The 15,321-nt window shown below is 72.1% G+C and carries 13 protein-coding genes and 1 pseudogene; 8 read left to right on the forward strand and 6 right to left on the reverse strand.

Annotated features, from left to right (window positions below; translation table 11 throughout):
* Window positions 1-26 precede the first annotated feature (26 nt).
* From ACFYY7_RS02850 to ACFYY7_RS02865, 4 genes are all read right to left on the reverse strand, one after another.
* Window positions 27-1,703 (reverse strand): multicopper oxidase family protein, encoded by a 1,677-nt coding sequence (locus ACFYY7_RS02850; RefSeq protein WP_388656176.1) that lies wholly within the window; start codon window positions 1,701-1,703, stop codon window positions 27-29.
* Window positions 1,704-2,152: 449 nt separating this feature from the next.
* Complete coding sequence (locus tag ACFYY7_RS02855) at window positions 2,153-2,578, reverse strand: CBS domain-containing protein (protein ID WP_388656179.1); 426 nt, start codon at window positions 2,576-2,578, stop codon at window positions 2,153-2,155.
* Window positions 2,579-2,704: 126 nt separating this feature from the next.
* Window positions 2,705-3,445 carry a DUF305 domain-containing protein gene (locus ACFYY7_RS02860; protein WP_388656182.1) on the reverse strand — a complete coding sequence of 247 codons (741 nt, stop codon included), beginning with the start codon at window positions 3,443-3,445 and terminating at the stop codon, window positions 2,705-2,707.
* Window positions 3,442-4,137: a DUF3105 domain-containing protein gene (locus ACFYY7_RS02865; protein WP_388656184.1), complete on the reverse strand. Its 696-nt coding sequence runs from the start codon at window positions 4,135-4,137 to the stop codon at window positions 3,442-3,444. The genes ACFYY7_RS02860 and ACFYY7_RS02865 overlap by 4 nt, the downstream gene beginning before the upstream one ends.
* A 245-nt stretch (window positions 4,138-4,382) precedes the next feature.
* Between ACFYY7_RS02865 and glnA the strand changes: the two genes are divergently transcribed.
* From glnA to ACFYY7_RS02895, 6 genes are all read left to right on the forward strand, one after another.
* Entirely contained in the window at window positions 4,383-5,744 is a 1,362-nt protein-coding gene (gene glnA / locus ACFYY7_RS02870; RefSeq protein WP_072483343.1) for a type I glutamate--ammonia ligase, read from the forward strand.
* 81 nt (window positions 5,745-5,825) lie between these two features.
* Window positions 5,826-5,960: a hypothetical protein gene (locus ACFYY7_RS02875; protein WP_388656187.1), complete on the forward strand. Its 135-nt coding sequence runs from the start codon at window positions 5,826-5,828 to the stop codon at window positions 5,958-5,960.
* 249 nt (window positions 5,961-6,209) lie between these two features.
* On the forward strand, window positions 6,210-7,556 hold the full coding sequence (locus ACFYY7_RS02880) for a discoidin domain-containing protein (RefSeq protein WP_388656190.1): 1,347 nt from the start codon (window positions 6,210-6,212) through the stop codon (window positions 7,554-7,556).
* Window positions 7,556-8,857, forward strand: coding sequence for an MFS transporter (locus ACFYY7_RS02885; protein ID WP_388656191.1), 1,302 nt, complete (start codon window positions 7,556-7,558; stop codon window positions 8,855-8,857). The genes ACFYY7_RS02880 and ACFYY7_RS02885 overlap by 1 nt, the downstream gene beginning before the upstream one ends.
* Window positions 8,854-9,924 carry a TolB family protein gene (locus tag ACFYY7_RS02890; protein WP_388656194.1) on the forward strand — a complete coding sequence of 357 codons (1,071 nt, stop codon included), beginning with the start codon at window positions 8,854-8,856 and terminating at the stop codon, window positions 9,922-9,924. The genes ACFYY7_RS02885 and ACFYY7_RS02890 overlap by 4 nt, the downstream gene beginning before the upstream one ends.
* Window positions 9,925-10,117: 193 nt before the next feature.
* Entirely contained in the window at window positions 10,118-10,939 is an 822-nt protein-coding gene (locus ACFYY7_RS02895) for a putative protein N(5)-glutamine methyltransferase (RefSeq protein ID WP_388656197.1), read from the forward strand.
* Here the strand turns inward: ACFYY7_RS02895 and ACFYY7_RS02900 are convergent.
* Window positions 10,932-11,444 (reverse strand): pyridoxamine 5'-phosphate oxidase family protein, encoded by a 513-nt coding sequence (locus ACFYY7_RS02900; protein WP_388656199.1) that lies wholly within the window; start codon window positions 11,442-11,444, stop codon window positions 10,932-10,934. The genes ACFYY7_RS02895 and ACFYY7_RS02900 overlap by 8 nt on opposite strands.
* Window positions 11,445-11,578: 134 nt before the next feature.
* Between ACFYY7_RS02900 and ACFYY7_RS02905 the strand changes: the two genes are divergently transcribed.
* Window positions 11,579-14,569 (forward strand): bifunctional [glutamine synthetase] adenylyltransferase/[glutamine synthetase]-adenylyl-L-tyrosine phosphorylase, encoded by a 2,991-nt coding sequence (locus ACFYY7_RS02905; RefSeq protein ID WP_388656201.1) that lies wholly within the window; start codon window positions 11,579-11,581, stop codon window positions 14,567-14,569.
* Window positions 14,570-14,602: 33 nt separating this feature from the next.
* Here the strand turns inward: ACFYY7_RS02905 and ACFYY7_RS02910 are convergent, their stop codons facing one another.
* The gene (locus ACFYY7_RS02910; RefSeq protein WP_388656204.1) at window positions 14,603-14,860 is read right to left on the reverse strand and encodes a hypothetical protein; all 258 of its coding nucleotides are present in this window, start codon (window positions 14,858-14,860) and stop codon (window positions 14,603-14,605) included.
* Between the two features lie 55 nt (window positions 14,861-14,915).
* Here ACFYY7_RS02910 and ACFYY7_RS02915 point away from each other — a divergent pair.
* Window positions 14,916-15,289 (forward strand): annotated as a pseudogene (locus tag ACFYY7_RS02915) (amidohydrolase family protein); the annotation flags it as partial.
* Between the last annotated feature and the right edge of the window lie 32 nt (window positions 15,290-15,321).

Here is a 15,321-nt window from a genome sequence, read left to right on the forward strand (position 1 = left end):
CATGGCCGCGGCCCGCCGGGCAGGCCCTAGCGGCGGTAGCCGAGGACCGTCATCATGCCCACGTCCGAGTGGTAGATGTTGTGGCAGTGCAGCATCCACAGCCCCGGGTTGTTCGCGTCGAACTCGACGGCGAGCGAGCTGTTCGGCCGGATGATCGCGGTGTCCTTGTGCGCCCAGGCGGCCCGTCCCCGCCGGGTCGCCCGGTGGTCCGGCCCCGCCGCCCCCACGAGGCCGAACGAGTGCCCGTGCAGATGGATCGGGTGCCACATCTCCGTGGTGTTGAAGAACTCCAGCCTGACCCGCTCGCCCGCCTCCACCGGGTGACGCCGGTGGGGGTCGTACGGCTCGTGGTCGAAGGCCCAGTCGTAGTCCCGCATGTTGCCGGTCATCCTGAACCGGATCGTCCGGTCGGGCTTGCGCGAGGACAGCTCCACCGACTCGTCCGGCGCGAGTTCCTCCGCCTCCACCAGCCTTCCGTACAGTTCCTCGGGCCGTACGGACGCGGTGGGCGCCGTCCCCTTCCCGGTACGGAGCAGGGCCAGCGCCGAGGCCCTCTTGCCCTCCGCGAGCGCGGTCAGCGGGAACACCCCGTCGCCGGCGGTGACCACCACGTCGTACCGCTCGCCCATGCCCAGCAGCAGGGCGTCGGTGGTGGTGTGCCGGACCGGGTAGCCGTCGGTGTGCGTGATCGTCATCCGGTGGCCGCCGAGCGCCACCCGGAAGGCGGTGTCGCCGCCCGCGTTGATGATGCGCAGCCGGATCCGGTCGCCGGGCTTCGCGATGAAGGACGTGGGGGACTTCGGGGTGCGGCCGTTGATCAGGTAGTACGGATAGGCGACGTCGCCCCCGTGGCTGTTGAGCAGTTTGCTGTAGGAGTCCCGAATCATCCGGGTGGGGCCGGTGCGGCCCTTGGCGGGGGCGCCGTGCGCGCCGCTGCCGTGGTCCATGCCGCCCCTGCCCCCGCTGAGCTCGTACAGCACCGAGTCCGGCGTCGAACCGGCCACCCCGTCGACCCAGTCGTCCAGGACGACGACCCACTCCTTGTCGTACTTGAGCGGCTCCCTCGGGTCCTCGACGATCAGTGGCGCGTACAGTCCGCGGTCCTGCTGGACGCCCGTGTGCGGGTGGAACCAGTACGTCCCCGCGTGCGGGACCTTGAACCGGTAGGCGAATTCCGCGCCGGGCTTGATGGGCGCCTGGGTCAGATCGGGCACGCCGTCCATGTCGTTGCGCACATTGAGGCCGTGCCAGTGCAGAGTCGTTTCCGCGGGCAGGTGGTTGGCAAGGGTGAGCGCCAGGGTGTCGCCCATCGTGACCCGGAGCTCCTTGCCGGGCAGCCGGGCCTCGTACGCCCAGGAGCCGACGACGAGCCCGCCGCCCAGATCGAGCCGGGACGGGGTGGCGACGAGGTGGACCTTCCGCAGGGGGCCCGAGCTCCGCTTCGCCTCGGCCGCCGCGACCTCCTTTCCGTCGGGGGAGACGTACTCGCCCTCGGACTTCGCACGGGGCGGGACCCCGTGCTTCCTGCCGGGGGAGGCCCCGTGGTTCACGCCGCCGTGGCTTGTGCCACCGGCGTTCGCGCTGCCGGTCTTCTTGCCGCCGTGGCCCGTGTCGGATTCGCCGGAGCACGCGGCCAGCACAGCCGAACCGGCGGTGGCGACAGCGGCGCCGAGCACGGCGCGTCGGGTGGGTGGAGTGCGCATGACGGAGGTGCACCTCGGGGTGTTGTCGGTATTTCGGTCTGCTGGGGGAGGGGGAGGCGCCCCTTCTATATGCACAGCACCGACAACGGGGCCGGTCGGGTCACGTCCGGCCGGGGATCCCGCCCCGGCCGGGGTGCGTCCCGTGCCGCGACGCCCCTGAGGAGGCGGAGGATCCCGATGAGCAGCGAGACGAACAGCAACAACTGTCCGTATGTCGCACATCCACTCAGGGTCATGTCGAGCACCCTACCCCCGCCGGGTATCCCTCGCGCGCGGAAACGTATCTCCGCTGGTACGGGGCCCGGCGGGGCGGGCCGCAGAGGCGGCCGGGGCGGGCAGCACAACGGCCCGGCACCCCGGGACCTCCCGTCCGGACCGGGCCGTGCTTCGGCCGGATCCGAACGGCAAGGTCCGTACAAGGGGGTACCGGGCCGGGTCGGTGCGGCGGGTCAGCCGCGGGCGTAGACCTTCTCCGCCCAGCCGGCGATCTGCTCCGCGGTGAGGTGCTGCGCCAGGTCGGCCTCGCTGATCATGCCGATCAGCATCTTGTCCTCGACGACCGGGAGCCGGCGGATGTGATGGGTCTGCATCTCCTCCAGAACCATCTCCACGCCCGCCTCCGAGTCGATCCAGCGGGGGGTGCCCTGGGCGAGGTCGCCCGCCGTCATCTTCGACGGATCGTGGCCCATCGCCACACAGCCGAGCACGATGTCGCGGTCCGTGAGGATGCCGATCATCCGGTCCTTCTCGCCGCTGGCCGAGATGGGCAGCGCGCCGACCTTGTGCTCACGCATCAGCTGCGCGGCCCGGTCGAGCGTCTCGTGCGCGGGGATCCATGTGGCCCCGGTGTGCATGATGTCCTTGGCAGTGGTCATGAGGGATTCCTCCTGCGTGCCGATGGGCATGCCGTACTTCCCCGAGCGAACCCATCGTCATGGGCCCGTTCGGGGGACGCGACCGCTATCACCCGTTCGGGTGCACCTGCGGATCCGGGGAATGTTTCAGGACCGGGGTGCGGAGCCTCGCGCCGTGAGCATTCCGGCCATCTCGTCCAGCTCCGAGCGCTGGGCCTCGACCATCCCGCCGGCGAGCCGCTTCTCCGCCTTCACCGTGCACAGCTTCGCGCAGCCGCGGGCCATGTCGACGCCGCCCTTGTGGTGCTCGGTCATCAACCGGAGGTACTGGACCTCGGCCGCCCTGCCGCTCGCCGACCGGAGCCGGTCCAGCTCGGTCCTGGTGGCCATGCCGGGCATGAGGGAGCCGTCGTGGGCCCGGTAGCCGGTCCCCGTGCCCGCCATCCCGTCCGTGTCGGCCATGTCGGCCATGTCGGCCATGTCGTTCATCGAGTGGCCCTCGTGCCCGGTGGCCATCCAGGCCATCGGCTGCCCGGCGGACGTCTTCGGCAGCTCCCACAGATCCAGCCAGCCCAGCAGCATGCCGCGCTGATTGGCCTGCGTATTGGCGATGTCGTACGCGAGCCGGCGCACCTCCTCGTCCTTCGTGCGGTCACGGACGATGAAGGACAACTCCACGGCCTGCTGGTGGTGGACCGCCATGTCGCGGGCGAAACCGGCGTCCGCCGAGTCCGCCGCCGGTGTGCGCGGCGCGGCCGCGACACGGTCCGCCCCGCTCCCGTCCTCGCGAGCGGAGGCGACCGTCGCCACCCCCGCGAACAGCAGCGCGAGCACCACGGCGGAGCCCGCCGCCCACTCGACGCGCCGGATGCGCCTCCCCGCGGTCACTGCGCCTCCAGCCCGCCCGAGCACGTCGCACCGGGCTCGGGCGTCTGCGCCCCCTGCACGAACTTCGAGAAGAACTGGTCGACCCGCGGGTCGTCGGCGCCGTCCACGGTCACCTGGTTGCCCCAGGCGGTCAGCATGACCGTTCCGGACTGGCCCTCGTACGGGCTCATCAGCGAGTACGGCGTCCTGCCGACCCGCTCGGCGAGCTTCGCCACATCGGCGGCAGGGGCCTTGCCCGTGTACGTCACCCACACCGCTCCGTGCTCCATCGCGTGCACGGCGTTCACATCGGGGACCGCGTTCTTGTAGACCCGGCCGTCGCAATTCATCCATACGGGGTTGTGGTCGCCGCCGACCGGCGGCTTCATCGGGTAGGCGACGGCCCCGGTGACGTGGTTGCGGGTCAGCTTCTTCGCGTCCCAGGTCCGCAGCCCCTCGATCGGCCCACCGGCGGGCTTCTTCTGTTGTTGCTGTGCCGAGGGCGCCTTGTCGTCCACCTTGCCGTCCGCCGCCGGGGCGGCCTGCTTCTGCTCGGACGCCTCGGACTTCTCCAGCACCATGTACGAGCCGAAGCCGACCAGCCCCACGACCACGAGCACGCTCAGGCCTATGGCCAGGGCACGGTCGCGGCGCTGCCGCGCGCGGTGGGCGTCGTGCTGCTGCGCCATGGGGGTCCTGGGGTCGAAGCTCATGTCGTCAGGTCCTTCTGGGAAGGGGTCGGGCGGACGGGCCGGAGGCCGGGAGAACCGGCACGCGCGGGGCCGTCGTGAAGGCGTTCCACCCCTTGCGCGCCATGGGCGCCGATCGTAGTGGGTGGCCGGGTGCTCCATCTCACTTCGTGTGCGTAATCTGGGTGAAATCCCGGGTCGTGATACTGGAGCTCCTCCCCTACCCCGGGCGGTGGTGCACGGACCGTCTGAACTGCAAGGATGTGGCTATGGACAAGCAGCAGGAATTCGTCCTCAGGACGCTTGAGGAGCGCGACATCCGCTTCGTACGGCTGTGGTTCACCGATGTCCTCGGCTACCTGAAATCCGTCGCGGTCGCCCCCGCGGAGCTGGAACAGGCGTTCGACGAGGGCATCGGCTTCGACGGCTCGGCCATCGAGGGCTTCGCCCGGGTGTACGAGTCCGACATGATCGCCAAGCCGGACCCGGGCACGTTCCAGATCCTGCCGTGGCGGGCGGAGGCCCCCGGCACGGCCCGGATGTTCTGCGACATCCTGATGCCCGACGGCTCACCGTCCTTCGCCGACCCGCGCTACGTCCTCAAGCGCATCCTCGCCAAGACCTCCGACCTGGGCTTCACCTTCTACACCCACCCGGAGATCGAGTTCTTCCTGCTGAAGGACAAGCCGGTCGACGGCAGCCGCCCCACCCCCGCCGACAGCTCCGGCTACTTCGACCACACCCCGCAGAACGTCGGCATGGACTTCCGCCGCCAGGCGATCACCATGCTCGAATCCATGGGAATCTCGGTCGAGTTCAGCCACCACGAGGGCGCCCCCGGCCAGCAGGAGATCGATCTGCGGTACGCGGACGCGCTCTCCACCGCCGACAACATCATGACCTTCCGCCTGGTGATGAAGCAGGTCGCGCTGGAGCAGGGCGTGCAGGCGACGTTCATGCCGAAGCCGTTCTCGGAGTACCCCGGCTCGGGCATGCACACCCACCTCTCCCTCTTCGAGGGCGACCGCAACGCCTTCTACGAGTCGGGCGCCGAGTACCAGCTCTCCAAGGTCGGCCGCTCCTTCATCGCCGGCCTGCTCACCCACGCCGCGGAGATCTCCGCCGTCACCAACCAGTGGGTCAACTCCTACAAGCGCATCTGGGGCGGCTCCTCCCGGGCGGCGGGCGCCGGCGGCGAGGCCCCCTCGTACATCTGCTGGGGCCACAACAACCGCTCCGCGCTCATCCGCGTACCGATGTACAAGCCCGGCAAGACCGGCTCCGCCCGGGTGGAGGTCCGCTCCATCGACTCCGGCGCCAACCCCTACCTGACGTACGCGGTGCTCCTCGCCGCGGGCCTCAAGGGCATAGAGGAGGGCTACGAACTCCCGGCCGGCGCCGACGACGACGTCTGGGCGCTGTCCGACGCGGAGCGCCGCGCGATGGGCATCGAGCCGCTGCCGCAGAACCTGGGCGAGGCGATCGCGCTGATGGAGAAGAGCGAACTGGTCGCCGAGACGCTCGGCGAGCACGTCTTCGACTTCTTCCTCCGCAACAAGAAGCAGGAGTGGGAGGAGTACCGCTCCGAGGTCACCGCCTTCGAGCTGAAGGCGCTGCTGCCGGTGCTGTAACCACTTCGCGGCGACGCGACGACGATCCGGGCCGGAGGCGGTGCGCCTCTGGCCCGGAGTGCGTTCGGGTTGAATACCGGCATGCGAAAGAGCGAAGACCGGGCGAGAACCGGTGCCCGGCTGACCACGTCGGGCTGTCTGGCCGGCCTGCTGGTCGCGCTCGCGATCCCGCTGTGGATTGTCGGAGCGCTCCTGCTCGACGTCCTCTCCCGCTGAGAAGCCGCGCGGACGGTGCCGAACAGGCCGTGGAACGAAGCCAGTTGGGGGACTGGTAGGAAAGTTTACTGTTCGCTAGCATTCCCGGCGGTGGCTCGGCGCGGTGCCCCGCTTCCGCAGGCATGACGCGCTCAGTGAGAGCTCTGGCCCGGCCACCACGACCCCGTCCCCTGCCCGAACCCGGGCCGGACGCGGGGCCACGCAACGATGCCCAGCTCTCGCCACCCCCACAAGGCCAGGAGTCCAGGGATGCACCCGAACGGCTCAGCTTTGCTCCTCACGCCCACGCGGCGCCGTACAGCGGGCGTGGTCGTCGCCGCCGTACTCGTTCTCGTGGGCGGCCTGTTGCTCGCCTACCCCGACCGGGCCGGCGCGGCCGCCGACCCCCTCATCTCGGGCGGCAGGACCGCCACCTCCTCCTCCGACGAAAGCTCCGACCTCGGACCCCAGAACGCCTTCGACGGCGACCCGGCCACCCGCTGGGCGAGCGTCGAGGGCAAGGACCCGCAGTGGCTGGGCGTCGACCTCGGCGCCGGTGCCGGCGTCACGCGGGTCAAGCTCAGCTGGGAGGACGCGTACGCCAAGGCGTACCGGATCGAGATCTCAGCCGACGGCACCACCTGGACCCGGCTCGCCGAGGAGACGGCCGGGGACGGCGGCACCGACGACTGGGCCTCCCTCACCGGCAAGGGCCGCTACCTGCGCGTGTACGGCACCGCGCGCGGCACCGCCTACGGCTACTCGCTGTACGGGATGGAGGTGTACGGCACGCCCGGCAGCGAGCCGCCGCAGACCGGCGCCTTCACCGTGGTCGCCGCCGGTGACATCGCCGCCCAGTGCACCGCGTCCGACAGCGACTGCGCCCACCCCAAGACCGCGGCGCTGGCCCAGAAGATCGACCCGAAGTTCTATCTGACGATGGGCGACAGCCAGTACGACGACGCCCGGATCGCCGACTTCCGCGCCTACTACGACAAGACCTGGGGCGCCTTCAAGGCCAAGACGCGTCCGGTGCCGGGCAACCACGAGACGTACGACCCGGCCGGCTCGCTGGCCGGCTACAAGGCGTACTTCGGCGCCATCGCCTACCCCCAGGGCAAGACCTACTACAGCTACGACGAGGGCAACTGGCACTTCATCGCCCTCGACTCCAACTCCTTCGACAACAGTGCCCAGATCGACTGGCTCAAGGCCGACATCGCCAAGAACAGCAAGGCGTGCGTCGCCGCCTACTGGCACCACCCGCTCTACTCCTCGGGCGGACACGGCAACGACCCGGTCAGCAGGCCGGTCTGGAAGCTCCTGTACGCGGCCAAGGCCGACCTGGTGCTCAACGGACACGACCACCACTACGAGCGGTTCGCCCCGCAGAACCCCGACGGGAAGGCCGTCGCCGACGGGATCACCGAGATCGTCGGCGGGATGGGCGGCGCCGAGCCTTACCCCATCGAGGAGGTACAGCCCAACAGTCAGAAGCGGATCAGCGGTGAATACGGCGTCCTGAAGCTGGACTTCACCGACTCCGGCTACAGCTGGAACTACGTCGGCACCGACGGCAGGACCAAGGACACCAGCCCGAAGTACACCTGCCACTGATGTACCTGGCGACCACAGGCCGCCGGGACGCACCGGCCCGGCCCCGCTCCGGCGGGGCGGGCCGGGGCGTTCCCGGCACCGTAATCGCACTCGGCACGGTCAGCCTCGTCACCGACATCTCCTCCGAGATGGTCACCGCGGTGCTGCCGCTCTACCTGGTCCTCGGACTCGGTCTCTCACCCCTCCAGTTCGGCTTCCTGGACGGCCTGTTCAACGGCGCCGCCGCCGTCGTACGACTGCTCGGCGGGTACGCCGCCGACCGCGGCCGCGGCCACAAACGGGTCGCCGGGCTCGGCTACGCCCTTTCCGCCCTCTCCCGGCTCGGCCTGCTGCTCGCGGGCGGCGCCACCGCCCAGATCGCCGCCGCCCTCGCCGCCGACCGGGTCGGCAAGGGCATCCGCACGGCACCCCGCGACGCGCTGATCACCCTGAGCAGCCCGCCCGAGGCGCTCGGCCGGTCCTTCGGCGTGCACCGGGCGATGGACACCACGGGCGCCCTGCTCGGCCCGCTCGCCGCGTTCGCGCTGCTCTGGGCGACCGCCGACGCCTACGACGCGGTGTTCGTCGTCAGCTTCTGCGTCGGCCTGCTCGGCGTACTGCTCCTCGTCCTCTACGTCCCCGGGCGGCAGCCGGCACCGAAACCGGTGATCCCGGCTCCCCGCGGGCGCAAGGCGTTCGCGGCGCTCCGCGATCCCGCCTTCCGCCGGATCCTGGCGGCGGCCTGTCTGCTCGGCGCCGCCACCGTCGGCGACGCCTTCGTCTACCTCCTGCTCCAGCACCGGCTCGACCTCCCCGTCAGCTGGTTCCCGCTGCTGCCGCTCGGCGCAGCGGCCTGCTACCTGCTGCTGGCGATCCCGGCGGGCCGGATCGCCGACCGGGTCGGCCGGCGGCTGCCGTTCCTGTACGGACACCTCGCGCTGCTCGGCGTGTACGCCACGCTCCTCGCCCCGGCCGGCGGCCCGGCCCCGCTCCTCCTGGTACCCGTCCTCGTACTGCTCGGGGTCTTCTACGCCACCACCGACGGGGTGCTGATGGCCCTGGCCGGGCCCGTGCTGCCCGCCGACGGCAGGGCGGGCGGACTCGCCGTGCTCCAGACCGGACAGGCGCTGGCCCGGATGCTCGCCGCGGCGGGCTTCGGCGCCGCCTGGACCCTGTGGGGGCCGAAGCCGGCACTGTGGGCGGCCCTCTCGGCCCTGCTCGCCGCCCTCGCGGGCGGCTGGGCGTTGCTGCCGCGCAACCCCTCCGTTGCCCCGGCCCCCGGGGAACCGCAAGCCCAGATCCCCGGAAGGCGGACCGCATGAGTGCCAGGTTCCCGAAAGCCGCGACCCCGCTGGGCCCCCGCGCGAGGATCGCCGTAGTGGTGGCCGCGGTGCTGCTCCTCGCGGGCGGCTCCGTCGGGTACGTGATGCACGCCGGACAGCGGACGAAGGGCCAACGCACCGAGGCCGACGCCTCGTTCACCCTCGCCGGCCCCGCGCTGTACTTCCGGGACACAGCAGGCGGGCGCGTCGCGCACCAGCCGCTCACCGAGGCCCGGACCGGCGGCGCCCGGACCACCGACGCCCGCACCGGCGGTGCCCGCACCCGCGGCGGACCCGCCTGCGACCGGTTCTACGCCTCCGGCGAAGGCGCGCTCTGCCTGCGGGCCAGGCCCGGGGTGCTGCCGAAGACGTACGCGATCGTCCTCGACCGGCAGTTGCGCGAGAAGCGCCGGATCACCGTGCCGGGCGTACCCACCCGTGCCCGGGTCTCCGCCTCCGGGCGGATGCTGTCCTGGACGGTGTTCGCGACCGGTGACTCGTACGCCACCACGTCCTTCTCCACCCGCACCGCCATCCTCGACCAGCGCACCGGATACCTCATCAAGTCCATGGAGAACATCCAGCTCACCATCGACGGCGCCCGCTACCACGCCCCCGACGTCAACTACTGGGGCGTGACCTTCGCCCGCGACGACAACCGCTTCTACGCGACCGTCTCCACCAAGGGCCGCACCTACCTCGTCGAGGGGAACATGCGGGACTGGACGGCGAAGGCGCTGCGGCAGAACGTCGAATGCCCCTCCCTGTCGCCCGACAACACCAGGCTCGCCTTCAAGAAGAAGGTCTCCGACGACGCGGCCGCGCCCTGGCGGCTGTACGTCCTCGACCTGCGCACCATGCGTGAGACGCCGCTCGCCGAGAAGCACAGCGTCGACGACCAGGCGGCCTGGCTGGACGACGGCACGCTCGCCTACGCGCTGCCGGGCACAGGTGGCCGGGGGAGCGACATCTGGACCGTGCCCGCGGACGGGACGGGGGCGCCCCGCATGGCCGTGAAGGGCGGGTCGTCGCCGGTCGCGGTGGCGGCCCCGGCATCGGCGGGCTGAGCCGGATCTTGTCCGGAGCGCGACAGGTGCGACACGGCCGGTGTAATGTGACGCATCCCCACACGGGGGCCGACCAAGGAGGTGAGACCCATCAACGCTGTATCAGGCTGGGTGCTCAGTTCCCGCGAACGCGTCGTCGACCCGACATAGTCGACCGCGGAGCGCCCATCGGCTTTCCCGAAAGGCTCCGCTCATGTCGGTCACCGCTTCACCGCTCACCCTCTCCGCCATCGTTCCCGCGCTCCGCGCCGCCGGCTGTGTATTCGCCGAGGACGAGGCGGAACTGATCCTCTCCACCGCCACCGACCCCGCCGCGATCACGGCCATGGTCGAACGGCGGGTCGCCGGACTCCCCCTGGAACACGTCCTGGGCTGGGCCGAGTTCGACGGCCTGCGGATCGCCGTCGACCCCGGCGTCTTCGTACCCCGCCGCCGCACCGAGTTCCTGGTCCGGCAGGCCGCCGCCCTCACCGCTCCCGGAGCGGTCGTCGTCGACCTGTGCTGCGGCTCGGGAGCCCTCGGCGCCGCGCTCGCCGCGACGCTGGGCCGGGCCGAACTCCACGCCGCGGACGTCGAACCCGCCGCCGTGCGGTGCGCCCGCCGCAACATCGGCGACGCGGGCGAGGTGTACGAGGGCGACCTCTTCGAACCGCTGCCCGCCTCGCTGCGCGGCCGGGTGGAGATCCTGCTCGCCAACGTGCCGTACGTCCCCACGGACGACGTCGAACTGCTCCCCCCGGAGGCCCGTATCCACGAACCGAGGGTGGCGCTCGACGGCGGCGCGGATGGCCTCGACGTCCTGCGCCGGGTCACCGCCGAGGCCCCGCGGTGGCTGGCACCCGGCGGGCATCTGCTGGTTGAGACGAGCGAGCGGCAGGCGGCACGGGCCGAGGAGACCGTCGCCCGCAGCGGCCTGATCCCGCGCATCGTCCGCTCCGAGGAGCTCTACGCGACCGTCGTCATCGCGACCAGACCCGGCCCGGCCGCCCCGTCCGCGAGCGGCACGGTCAGCTGAACCGCCACCGGGTCTGACTGAAACGGGCGCCCTTGCCGAAGCCGAAGGCCTTGCGGGGGCGCACCTGGAACACCAGCGCCGTATGGCCCGAGTGCACGAAGGCGCCGCCCCGGACGTCGAAGTGCCACTCCGGGCCGTACTTCGCCTCCCAGGCCGTGGCCAGCAGATTCAGCCGGCCCTCGTCCGTCACCCGTTCCGCCCTGCCCTCGACCACCACGTCGAGCCCCTCCGACATGGTGTTGGTCCCGGTCGTCAGCACCACTTCGGGGTTGGCGGCCAGATTGCGGGCCTTGCGCTCCTCGGCGCCGGTGGCGAAGTGCAGCGCGCCGTCCGCCCACACCCCGATCAGCGGAGTGACGTGCGGTCGGCCGTTTGGGCGGACCGTGGACAGCCAGTACAGCTCTGCCCCGGTCAGCAGGTCTCTCGCCGTCGACCACGGGCAGGCCGCCGCGTCCTTGTCGCTGTAGTCGCCGTCCAGCTCGGCGTAGGGTTCGAATCCGGACATGAGGGCCTCCCCGGTCTGCTCCTGGAAATGATCGTGCCCGCGAAATGCGGACCGCGCACCTGCTCCGGAAGACCCGGAGCAAGGCTAGGCTCGGAACGCTGAATGGTGTGTGAGCGGCGAGCGGGAGAGCACGAATGACGACGGTGCCGGGGCGAAGGAGCAGCACGTTCACCCGACTGCTGCGGCACGGCTTCACCGACCCCTCCGCCGCCGAGCGGCTGCTCGACCTGCCCGATCTGTCGTCCGTACGCTCCGACCCGGTGCTGCTCGAAGCGCTCGGCGCCACCGCCGACCCGGATCTGGCGCTGAACGGGCTCGTCCGGCTGGTGGAGGCCGAGGAGGCGGACGAACGGCAGGTCCTGCTGGACACGCTCATCACCGCCAAACCGCTGCGGGACCGGCTGCTCGGGGTGCTCGGCGCCTCCGAGGCACTCGGCGACCACCTCGCCCGGCACCCCCGCGACTGGCAGGCCCTGGTCACCTACGAGGCCACCGATCTCCACCCCGGCGTGGCCGAGTTCGAGCAGGGGCTCGCCGGGGCCGACGACCCGGACTCGCTGCGCGTCTCCTACCGCCGGTGCCTGCTGTCGATAGCGGCCCGTGACGTGTGCGGTACGACGGATGTCGCGGAGGCCGCCGCCGAGCTGGCCGACCTGGCCACCGCGACCCTGCGGGCGGCGCTCGCCATCGCCCGTACGGCGGCGCCCGCCGACGCCGCCCGCTGCCGGCTCGCCGTCATCGCGATGGGCAAGTGCGGCGGGCACGAGCTGAACTACGTCTCCGACGTCGACGTCATCTTCGTCGCGGAACCGGTCGGCGGCTACGAGGAGAGCGAGGCCGTGCAGGCCGCCACCAGGCTGGCCGCGCACATGATGCGGATCTGCTCCGACACGACCGTCGAGGGCACCATCTGGCCCGTCGACGCCAACCTCCGCCCCGAGGGCCGCAACGGCCCCCTGGTGCGGACCCTCTCCTCGCACCTGGCGTACTACCAGCGCTGGGCCAAGACCTGGGAGTTCCAGGCGCTGCTCAAGGCCCGGCCGGTGGCCGGCGACCCCGAGCTCGGCGCGGAGTACGTCGACGCCGTCTCGCCGCTCGTGTGGCAGGCCGCGGACCGCGAGAACTTCGTCCCCGACGTGCAGAAGATGCGCCGCCGCGTCGTCGACAACATCCCCGCCGACCGCGTCGACCGCGAGATCAAGCTCGGCCCCGGCGGCCTGCGGGACGTCGAATTCGCCGTACAGCTCCTCCAGTTGGTGCACGGCCGCATCGACGCCACCCTGCGCAGCGGCACCACGCTTGAGGCCCTGCGCGCCCTCGCCGAGGGCGGCTACGTGGGGCGGGTGGACGCCGCGCAACTGGACGACGCCTACCGCTTCCTGCGCGCCCTGGAGCACCGCATCCAGCTCTACCGGCTGCGCCGCACCCACCTCGTCCCGGAGGACGCGCCGGACCTGCGGCGGATCGGCCGCTCCCTCGGGATGCGCACGGACCCGATCACCGAACTCAACCAGGCGTGGAAGCGGCACGCCTCCGTGGTGCGGCGGCTGCACGAGAAGCTGTTCTACCGGCCGCTGCTCGACGCCGTCGCCCAGCTCGCGCCCGGCGAGTCCCGGCTCAGCGCGAAGGCGGCCGCGCACCGGCTCGAAGCGCTCGGCTACGCGGATCCGGCCGCCGCGCTCCGGCACCTGGAGGCGCTGTCGTCCGGGGTGTCCCGCAAGGCCGCCATCCAGCGCACCCTGCTGCCGGTGCTGCTCGGCTGGTTCGCGGACTCCGCCGATCCGGACGCCGGGCTGCTCGGCTTCCGCAAGGTGTCCGACGCCCTCGGCAAGACCCCCTGGTACCTGCGGCTGCTGCGGGACGAGGGCGCGGCGGCGGAGAACCTCGCCCGGGTCCTGTCGGCCGGCCGGCTCGCCCCCGACCTGCTGCTGCGGGCCCCGGAGGCGGTGGCGCTGCTCGGCGACCCGCAGGGGCTGCGGCCGCGCACCCGGGAGAACCTGGAGCAGGAGGTGCTGGCCGCGGTGGGGCGCGCGGACGACGCCGAGACCGCGGTCGCGGTGGTGCGCGGGGTGCGGCGGCGCGAGCTGTTCCGGACCACGGCCGCGGACCTCATCGGCTCGTACGGCACGGAGGACAGGCCCGCCGAGGAGGACCCGGGGGCGCTGGTCGACCGGGTCGGCAACGCGGTCACCGATCTGAACGCCGTCACGATCGCGGGCGCCCTGCGCGCCGCCGTCCGCGAACAGTGGGGGGACACCCTGCCCACCCGGTTCGCGGTCATCGGCGTGGGCCGGTTCGGCGGCCACGAGCTCGGCTACGGCTCCGACGCCGATGTGCTGTTCGTCCACTCGCCGCGCGAGGGCGTCGACGAGCAGGAGGCCGGCCGGGCCGCGAACACGGTGGTCGCCGAGATGCGCCGGCTGCTCCAACTTCCTACCGCCGACCCGCCGTTGATCATCGACGCGGACCTGCGGCCGGAGGGCAAGAGCGGACCCCTGGTGCGTTCGCTGGCGTCGTACGAGGCGTACTACCGGCGCTGGTCGCTGGTCTGGGAGAGCCAGGCGCTGCTGCGTGCCGAGCCGGTCGCGGGCGACGCGGAACTGGGCCGCGACTTCATCGACCTGATCGACCCGCTGCGCTATCCCATGGAGGGCCTGGGGGAGGACGCGGTCCGTGAGATCCGGCGGCTGAAAGCCCGGATGGAGTCCGAGCGGCTGCCGCGCGGCGCGGATCCGACGCTCCACACCAAGCTGGGGCGCGGCGGGCTGAGCGATGTCGAGTGGACCGTCCAGCTGATGCAGATGCAGCACGGCTGGGTGGAACCGGGGCTGCGCACCACCCGCACCCGCGAGGCACTGGCCGCGGCCTGCGCGGCGGAGCTGATCTCCGGCGAGGACGCCGCCACACTGGACGAGGCATGGGTGCTGGCGACCCGGGTGCGCAACGCGGTGATGCTGGTACGCGGCCGGCCGGGCGACACCTTCCCGTCGGGTCCGCGTGAACTCCTCGCGGTCGGGCGGTACCTGGGGTACGAGCCGGGGCACGTCGGGGACATGCTGGACGACTACCGGCGGATCACCCGGCGGGCGCGGGCGGTGATGGAGGAGCGGTTCTACGGGGCGTGACACGGGCGCGGGACGGTCCGTCGGCCGTCCCCGTCACGCCTCCTTCGCATCCAGCAGCGCGCGGGCGTGCCCGATGAACGCGCCCAGCGCCAGTTCGAACGCCGCGTCCGCCCGCCCGGGCCTGATGCTCGCCGCGATCGCCGTACCGCTGTTCTTCCGCCGGTTCGCGCACGGACCGAGGGCTGGATCGTCGCCTGGGGCCTGGACCACAACGCCTTCGGCGGCCGGCCCGTCGACCGGGCCCTGATCGAGGACGCCATCGGCGGCGCCCCCGCCTTCATCCGGCTCCACGACGGACACTCCGCCCTGGCCGGCGGCGCGGCCCTGGAGCGCGCCGGGATCACCGGCCGGACGGGCCTGGCGCTGCCGGGACCTGCGGGACGCCGGGGCGTACCTGGCACTGGGCTCCGACTGGCCGATCGCCCACTACGACGTACGGCAGGTGCTGGCCACGGCCCGGCTGCGGTGGCTGCCCGGGCGTACGACACCGAGCCGGTCACCGCCGAGCAGGCGCTGACCGGGCTGATGGCGCTGGAGGGCCGCACCTCGCACGTGGCGGTCGCCGCCGGGGAGCAGCAGGTCGCGGGCCGGATCGCGGTGGGCTACCGGGCCGATCTGACGGCGTTCGGGGTGGACCCGGTGGCGGCCCCGGCGGACGAGCTGGGTGAGGCGCCGGTGCGGCTCACGGTGTGCGGGGGGCGCGTGGCGCACCGGGGCTGAGGCGGCGTGGCCCCGGCTGCGGGAGGGCGCGG

The organism is Streptomyces sp. NPDC001933, assembly GCF_042890955.1.
Classification (GTDB): Bacteria; Actinomycetota; Actinomycetes; order Streptomycetales; family Streptomycetaceae; genus Streptomyces.